The organism is Mesorhizobium sp. M8A.F.Ca.ET.021.01.1.1 (assembly GCF_003998025.1).
Lineage (GTDB): Bacteria > Pseudomonadota > Alphaproteobacteria > Rhizobiales > Rhizobiaceae > Mesorhizobium.
Window position 1 is genome coordinate 1 of the sequence record NZ_RZSJ01000322.1, and the last position, 6812, is coordinate 6812.

Consider the following 6812-nt stretch of genomic DNA (forward strand, 5'->3'; position numbering starts at 1 on the left):
TGTCGGGAACGGTCGGGCCGGACGCCACCAGGGCCGGATTGTCGCCGGGGATGTCGGAGACAACCAGCGACACCACCTTGGCCGGCCATGCGGCAGCGGCCAGCCGGCCACCCTTGATGGCGGAGAGATGCTTGCGGATGGTGTTCATCGCCGCGATCGGCGCGCCGGAAGCAAGCAGCGCCTCGTTGACGGCAATTTCGTCGGCCAGCGTCAGGCCGGCGGCCGGAGACGGCAGCAGGGCCGAACCGCCGCCGGAAATCAGCGCCACGACCAGGTCGTCCGCTGTCAGCCCTTGCCCTTTCTCCAGCAGCCGCCGCGAGGCTTCGAGCCCGGCGGCGTCCGGCACCGGATGCGCGGCCTCGATGATCTCGATGCGCTCGCATCTGGCGCCATAGCCGTAGCGGGTGACGACCAGCCCTTCGATCAGGCCGTCCCAGACCTTCTCGAAGGCCGCCGCCATCTGTGCCGAGCCTTTGCCGGCGCCGATGACGATGGTGCGGCCCCTGGGTCTGGCCGGCAAATGGTCGCGGATGGTGCGCTCCGGATCGGCGGCGGCGACGGCGGCATTGAAGATCGAGGTAAGAAAAACCTTGGGATCGGGCACGGTCATTCGGGGTCCGCGGACAACGCCAGCTTGCGCCTGTCTATGCCCAGGTGATCGCACAGCGCATCGACCACCACGCCATGATCCTGGCGCTCCGGCAGGCCGGACACCGCGATCACGCCGATGACACCGGCACCCTTGACCGCGACCGGGAAGCCGCCGCCGGCCAGCACGTAGTCCGCAATATCCAGCCCCTCGCCGAGCTTGAAGGTGCGGTCGGGACGCTGCTGCTCCAGAACCAGACGGTAGGTGCTTTTGAGGTAGCGCTTGACAACATTGATCTTGCGCCGCGCCCAGTCGGGATTGGATGCATTCGACCCCGGCATGGCGGCATAGAAGAGCGGCCGGTCGAAAGTCCTGATGTCGACGATGACGGGCAGGTTCTCAGCCAGCGCGCGGTCACGGATCGCCGAACCGAGCTTGAAGGCGACGGCCTCGTCGAAGGCCGTGAAGACAAGGGTCTCTTCCTGTTTCTTGATCAGAGTGATGTCGTCAGCAACGGTCATATGTCGTTCCCCTGTCAACTTCGCCGCACGCTTTGACCGATGGCTGCCGCCGGGTCAAGCAGGCAACACACCGCAGCGCTAAATTGCGATGTCGCTCTTGGCCGCCCGCCCCGCGACATAGACCTCGCGCACGGCTCGATCATCGCCCAGCGTCTGCAGCAGGAACAGTTCCCGCGCCAGCGTCTCGACCGTTTCCATCCTGAGCCGCATGGCCGGCGTTGCCCTCGCATCGAGCACGACGATGTCGGCATCGGTGCCTTCCTCCAGCGTGCCGATCTTCTCGACGACAGATAGCGCCTCGGCATTGCCGCGCGTGATCTGCCAGAAGGACTGGAAAGGGTTGAGCTTCTCGCCGTTCAGCGCGATCACCTTGTAGCCCTCGTCCATGGTGCGAAGCATCGAATAGTTGGTGCCGCCGCCGACATCGGTGGCGGCCGCGATGCGCAACGGCTTGTCGCGGCGGCGAAAGCGCTGGTAGTCGAACAGGCCCGAGCCGAGGAACAGGTTCGAGGTTGGACAGAACACGGCCACCGAACCGCTGTCCGCCAGCGCGTCCGCCTCGCGCTCCGACAGATGGATGCAGTGGCCGAAAAGGCTCTTTTTGCCCAGCAGCCCATAGTGCTCGTAAACGTCGGTGTAGTCGCGCGACCAGGGATAAAGCTGTTGCGTGAAGGCGATCTCGCCGTGATTTTCCGACAGATGCGTCTGCATGTGCAGGTCGGGATGTTCGCGGCACAGCGCGCCGGCCATCTCCATCTGCTCCGGCGAGGAGGTGATGGCGAAGCGCGGCGTTATGGCATAGTGCTGCCGCCCCTTGCCGTGCCACTCCTTGATCAGCGCCTTGGTGTCGTCATAGCCGGTCTGCGGCGTGTCGAGCACGCCTTCGGGCGCATTACGGTCCATCATCACCTTGCCGGCGATGTTGAGCATGTCGCGCGCGTGCGACTCGGCGAAGAAGGCTTCCGCCGAGGCCTTGTGCACCGAACAGTAGGCGGCAACCGTCGTTGTGCCGTGGCGCACCGTTTCATCAAGAAACAGCCGCGTGATGCGGCGGCCATGCTGCGCGTTGGCGAATTTGGTTTCCTCGGGAAAGGTGTAGGTGTTCAGCCAGTCGAGCAGTTCGGCGCCATAGGAGGCGATGACCTGCATCTGCGGGAAATGCACATGCGTATCGATAAAACCCGGCAGCAGCAGATGCGGCCGATGGTCGATCTTTTTGACGCCCTCGCCGGCCTGTTTCTCGACATCGGCATAGGCGCCTGATGCAACGATCCTGCCATCGCTTATCAGCAGGCCGCCATCCTCCTCGTAGCGCCAGGCTGAGTGATCGTCGATGGTTTGCGGCCAGCGCACGAAGGACAGGGTGCGGCCGCGCAGAAGTGTCGAGGTCATGCTTATTTCCCCGCGCCTTCGAACCAGGCGACCAGCAGCGCCCGTTCCTTGTCGGTGATCTGGCTGACATTAGCCGGCGGCATGGCGTGGCTGCGGCCGGCCTGCAGATAGATCTCGCGGGCATGGTCGGCGATGCCGGCGTCGGTGTCGAGCATCACGCCCTTGGGCGCATGATAGATGCCTTCATAGACCGGCTCGGCCGCATGGCACATCGAACAGCGGCCGAGAACGGTGTCGCGCACCGCCGGGAAATGCGCCGAGGCGATATAGACCTGCGCCGAGGCGGACACCTTCGGTTCACCGGTCAGCACCTTCGGCACGGTCGACAGCCAGATGATGATGATGAACAGGACAAGGGCGCCGAGCCACGTCCAGTGCGGGTTGCCGGCACGCTTGTGCACGGTGTTGAAATAGTGGCGGATGAGGACGCCGATGATGAACACCAGCGAGGCGATGACCCAGTTGAACTCAGTCCCGAATGCCAGCGGATAGTGGTTCGACAGCATCAGGAACAGTACCGGCAGCGTCAAATAATTGTTGTGGAGCGAGCGCTGCTTGGCGATCTTGCCGTATTTCGGATCAGGCTTGCGGCCGGCGATGAGGTCGGCGACGACGATCTTCTGGTTGGGAATGATGACCATGAAGACATTGGCCGACATGATCGTCGCGGTGATCGCGCCCAGATGCAGGAAGGCGGCGCGGCCGGTGAACAGGTGCGTCAGCCCCCAGGCGATGAAGACCAGCACGCAATAGAGCACCAGCATCAGGCCGGTGTCGCTTTTGCCAAGCGGCGAGCGGCACAGGAGATCATAGACCACCCAGCCGACGCCGATCGTGGCCATCGACAACAGAATGCCCACCGGCACCGACATCGGCAGCACATTGGGATCGATCAGGAACAGATCGGCTCCGGCGTAATAGACCACGCACAGCATGGCGAAGCCGGACAGCCAGGTGGCATAGGATTCCCATTTGAACCAGGTCAGGTGCTCGGGCATCTCGGCCGGCGCCACCAGGTATTTCTGGATGTGGTAGAAGCCGCCGCCATGCACCTGCCATTCCTCGCCGAAGGCGCCGACCGGCATGCCGGGCCGCTGGCGCAGGCCAAGATCGAGCGCGACGAAGTAGAAGGACGAGCCGATCCAGGCGATGCCGGTAACGACGTGCAGCCAGCGCACGGCGAAGCTCAGCCAGTCCCAGAAAATCGCGAAATCCATCATTGAAATCGTCCCTGCCGATCCGATGACTTTACGGTGTGGGGCGCAAACGAAAAGAGGCGAGGTGTACGATGACTTTCAAAAAAAAATGGAAAATACTAGGTTGATCACCGCAAACCGGTGAAGGGTGCCGATCCGCATGGCCTATCTCGACAACATCGCCGTCTTTGTCCGCGTCGTCGAGCTTGGCAATCTGTCGGCGGCCGGCCGCGACATGCGCATTTCGCCGGCGGTCGCCTCCAACCGCATCAAGGAACTGGAGAAGCATCTCGTCGTGCGGCTGTTCAACCGCACCACCCGGCAATTGATGCCGACCGAGCACGGCACTGTTTTCTATTCCGGCGCCAAGCAGGTGCTGGAGGCGATCACCGAGGCGGAAGCGGCCGTCTCGGCGCTGTCCGGCCAGCCGCGTGGCACCATCCGCGTCACCGCACCGCTCGGCCTCGGGCGCCGGCTGGTGGCGTCGGGCATTCCCGATTTTCACGACAAATACCCTGACGTCGAGGTGCGGCTGAGGCTCTCGGACCACAATGTCGACATCATGAAGGAAGGCATCGACGTCGCCTTCCGGTTAGGGATCATCGAGGATTCCAGCCTCAGGATGCGCGGCATCATGGAATGCGAGCGCGTGCTGGTCGCCGCACCCAAATATCTGGAAGCGCGCGGCGAGCCGACGGAGCCGCAGGAGCTGATCGGCAGGAAGCATGACTGCCTGATGCTGCGCTATTCCGGCGCGCGCGAATATGTCTGGACCTTGCAAACGCCCACCGGCCCGCAGAAATTCGAGGTGCATGGGCCCTATGACACCGATGATGGCGACGTGCTGACCGGCTGGGCGCTGTCGGGGCGCGGCATCATCAACAAACCGCGCTTCGAGGTCGAGCCGTTCATCCGCGACCAGCGGCTGAAAGTGATCCTGACCAGCACCCCGCCAACGCCGGTGCAGTTCGCCGCCGTCTATCCGCACAAGAAGCTGCAGGATCCCAAGGTGCGGCTATTGCTCGACTTCATGGCCGAGCGTTGCCAAAGGCTGATCAAGGACATTCTGGCGGGCAAGTGAGGGGCGGTCGCGTTGCTACGGGATCGGCCGAAGGCCCGCGACTTCGTCATCCACGGGCGGAGCGACGCGAAGCGGAGCGCAGACCCGAGGACCCATTCCGTGACTTTCGCCGTAAAGTGCAACGGAGCAGAATTCTGCACCGTGGCAGCGCCTTGACGCCGCGGCATGGATCCTCGGGTCTGCGCGACGCCGCTTCGCGGCTGCTCCGCCCGTGGATGACGACGCGGCGGATGTTTCAGCTAATTTTCGAGGTGTTTGAGAGCCAGCCGAAACGTGACTGCTGGCCGGCACATGGCCGGCGGTTGGCCCAGCGCCAGCGGTTGCCATTGGGGCATGCGGCGAACATAGTTCCCGCATGCCTTCCCCCAGGAACCATCCATGACCGACGGCGCCACAACGCATCTGGCCGCTTCGCTCAACATTGCCCTCGCAACCGGGCAAGCGCTCACTTTCAGCGATCTGGCCGGCTTCGCCCGGGAGGCCGAGGCGGCGGGGCTGGACATGATCATCCTCGACGACTCCGCGCCGCATGGCGCCGCGCCGAGCAGTCCGTTCGAGGCGACCACTCTCATCGCCGCGCTGGCGACCGTGACCGAAAAGATCGGTCTCGTCGCCAGCGCCTCGACGATCGCTCACCAGCCCTACAATCTCGCGCGCCGCTTTGCCTCGCTCGACATGATCAGCCATGGCCGCGCGGGCTGGAACGCGACGCTGGCGCAGACACCGCGAGAGGCCGCCAATTTCAGCCGGCCCGACGGGTTTTCAGCCGATGATTTTCGCCGCCGCTCGGAGGAATATATCGGCATCGTTCAAGGGCTCTGGCAGGGCTGGGACGCGGACGCGCTGCTGTTCGACAGGGACGGCGGCCGCTTCCATGATCCGCAAGGAATGCACCTGCTCGACCACAAGGGCGAGTTCTTCTCCGTGCGCGGGCCGCTGAATGTCGCGCGGTCGCCGCAGGACGCGCCGGTGCTGGTGCTGTCCGATCTCACCGAAGGCGACCTCGACTTTGCCGCCCGCACCGCCGATGTCGTTCTGCTGGACGAACGGGCGGCGGCAGAAGACAAGGCGTGTCATGGTGATTTGAAGCGCCGGGTTTCCGCCTGTGGGCGCGAGCCGGATGCGGTGAAGATACTGGCTGATATCTCGCTCACCGCTGACGGCGTCAGCGGGCTGGCCGACAGGCTGGAAGAAAAATCCTTCTCTAAGAGCTGCGACGGCTTCAACATCCGCTTGCCGGCGCAGCTTTCGGTGTTCGACGATTTGATCGATCGTGTTCTTCCGGAGTTGCGGCGGTGCGGGCTGCTTCGAGAAAACCATCCCGGCACCACCTTGCGCTCGCATCTCGGCCTTGCCGGCGGAGGTGACCAATGACCGCGCAAATGAAGCTCGGCGCCTTCCTGTGGGCGACGGGCCATCACATCGCCGCCTGGCGCCATCCGAAGGCGCATGTGAAAGCTGGCATCGACATCGATCACTACATGGCGCTGGCGCGCACGGCTGAAGCGGCGAAGTTCGACATGATCTTCTGCGAGGACGCCGCCGGCCTGCGCGAGGCCAATGTCGACATTGCCAGCCAGACGTCGCGCTCGATCGGCTTCGAGCCGATCAGCCTGCTTTCGGCGCTGGCTGTCCAGACCAGCCGCATCGGCCTCGTTTCCACCGCGTCGACCAGCTACAACGAACCTTACGGCCTGGCGCGGACCTTCCTCTCGCTCGATCACCTGAGCGGCGGCCGGGCCGGCTGGAACCTGGTGACCTCGGCCAGTCAGATCGAAGCCGCCAATTTCGGCGCAGCCGGCCTCAAGCCTCATGCCGACCGCTATGAGCGGGCGCGCGAGTTCGCCGAGGCGGTGACAGGGTTGTGGCGCGGCAAGGCAGGCCATGACGGACAGAGTTTTTCGGTCCGCGATCCGCTCGATCTGCCGCGCTCGCCGCAAGGCGCGCCTGTCATGGTCCAGGCCGGCGCTTCCGACGTCGGCCGCGACCTCGCCGCCCGCACCGCCGACGTGGTGTTCACGGCGGCACAGACC

Annotated in this window: 7 protein-coding genes; 3 read left to right on the plus strand and 4 right to left on the minus strand. The window is 64.3% G+C overall.

The annotated features are described in order from the left end of the window. From EOA36_RS22380 to EOA36_RS22395, 4 genes are all read right to left on the minus strand, one after another. The coding region (locus EOA36_RS22380; protein ID WP_127279463.1) for a DUF4147 domain-containing protein at positions 1-610 on the minus strand (610 nt) is incomplete at its 3' end. Then, the gene (locus EOA36_RS22385; protein WP_127279464.1) at positions 607-1110 is read right to left on the minus strand and encodes a heme-degrading domain-containing protein; all 504 of its coding nucleotides are present in this window, start codon (positions 1108-1110) and stop codon (positions 607-609) included. The genes EOA36_RS22385 and EOA36_RS22380, both read right to left, overlap by 4 nt. 78 nt (positions 1111-1188) lie before the next feature. Continuing rightward, positions 1189-2502 carry a guanine deaminase gene (gene guaD, locus EOA36_RS22390; RefSeq protein WP_127279465.1) on the minus strand — a complete coding sequence of 438 codons (1314 nt, stop codon included), beginning with the start codon at positions 2500-2502 and terminating at the stop codon, positions 1189-1191. A gap of 2 nt (positions 2503-2504) precedes the next feature. Next, complete coding sequence (locus EOA36_RS22395) at positions 2505-3722, minus strand: urate hydroxylase PuuD (RefSeq protein WP_127279466.1); 1218 nt, start codon at positions 3720-3722, stop codon at positions 2505-2507. A 136-nt stretch (positions 3723-3858) separates the two neighbouring features. Between EOA36_RS22395 and EOA36_RS22400 the strand changes: the two genes are divergently transcribed. The 3 genes from EOA36_RS22400 to EOA36_RS22410 form a co-directional block, all read left to right on the plus strand. Then, a complete protein-coding gene (locus EOA36_RS22400) occupies positions 3859-4779 on the plus strand; it encodes a LysR family transcriptional regulator (RefSeq protein WP_127279467.1) in 921 nt (306 codons plus the stop codon). A 378-nt stretch (positions 4780-5157) separates the two neighbouring features. After that, positions 5158-6153 (plus strand): LLM class flavin-dependent oxidoreductase, encoded by a 996-nt coding sequence (locus tag EOA36_RS22405; protein ID WP_127279468.1) that lies wholly within the window; start codon positions 5158-5160, stop codon positions 6151-6153. Continuing rightward, on the plus strand, positions 6150-6812 hold a 663-nt coding region (locus tag EOA36_RS22410), incomplete at its 3' end, for an LLM class flavin-dependent oxidoreductase (protein ID WP_127279469.1). The genes EOA36_RS22405 and EOA36_RS22410, both read left to right, overlap by 4 nt.